General features: G+C 76.6%; 1 protein-coding gene. It reads left to right on the forward strand.

The window, feature by feature from the left end; translation table 11 throughout:
• Positions 1-161: 161 nt before the first annotated feature.
• On the forward strand, positions 162-628 hold a 467-nt coding region (locus OZN99_RS33085; RefSeq protein WP_270939400.1), incomplete at its 3' end, for an MFS transporter.

The following is a 628-nucleotide window of genomic DNA, read 5'->3' on the forward strand; positions in this document are numbered from 1 at the left end:
CCGGCGCGCGCGGCCACGGCGGCGGGCACGGCCACTGAGGCCGTGAGGAACGGCGGCGGGCGGCCTTCGACGCGGCCTACGCCCGCCGCCGCGCCTCGCGCGCGCGACGCCTTCGGGGCCGGGGCCCCTACGCTCCGCGCGAAAATGCGCTAGGCGGCGGCGTGCCCCTTCTCGTCCTCGCCTATCTTGCCTTCATCGGCCTCGGCCTGCCCGACCCGCTGCCCGGAACGCTGTGGCCGGAGGTCTCGCGCGCCTATGGCCTGCCCAATGCCAGGCTGGGCCTTGTTCTGGCAGGGCTCTCGGCTGGCTACATCCTGGCCGGGCTCTTCGCCGGGCGCATCATCGTCCGGCTCGGCATCGGTGGCGTGCTGGCGGCCTCCGTCGCGGCGACGGCGCTGGCGGCCACCGGCCATGCCCTGGCGCCGCCCTTCCCGGTCTTCGTGGCGCTGGCGCTGCTGGCCGGCATGGGCGGCGGAGCGGTGGACGCGGCGCTGAACGCCTACTCCGCCACGCATTTCGCACCCCGCCACCTGAACTGGCTGCATGCCTGCTGGGGCATCGGCGCCACGCTGGGGCCGGCGCTCGCCGCGCTGCTGCTGGCGGCCGGCGCGGGCTGGCAGGCCGGCTA

Source organism: Falsiroseomonas oryzae (assembly GCF_027856955.1).
GTDB classification, from domain to species: Bacteria; Pseudomonadota; Alphaproteobacteria; order Acetobacterales; family Acetobacteraceae; genus Falsiroseomonas; species Falsiroseomonas oryzae.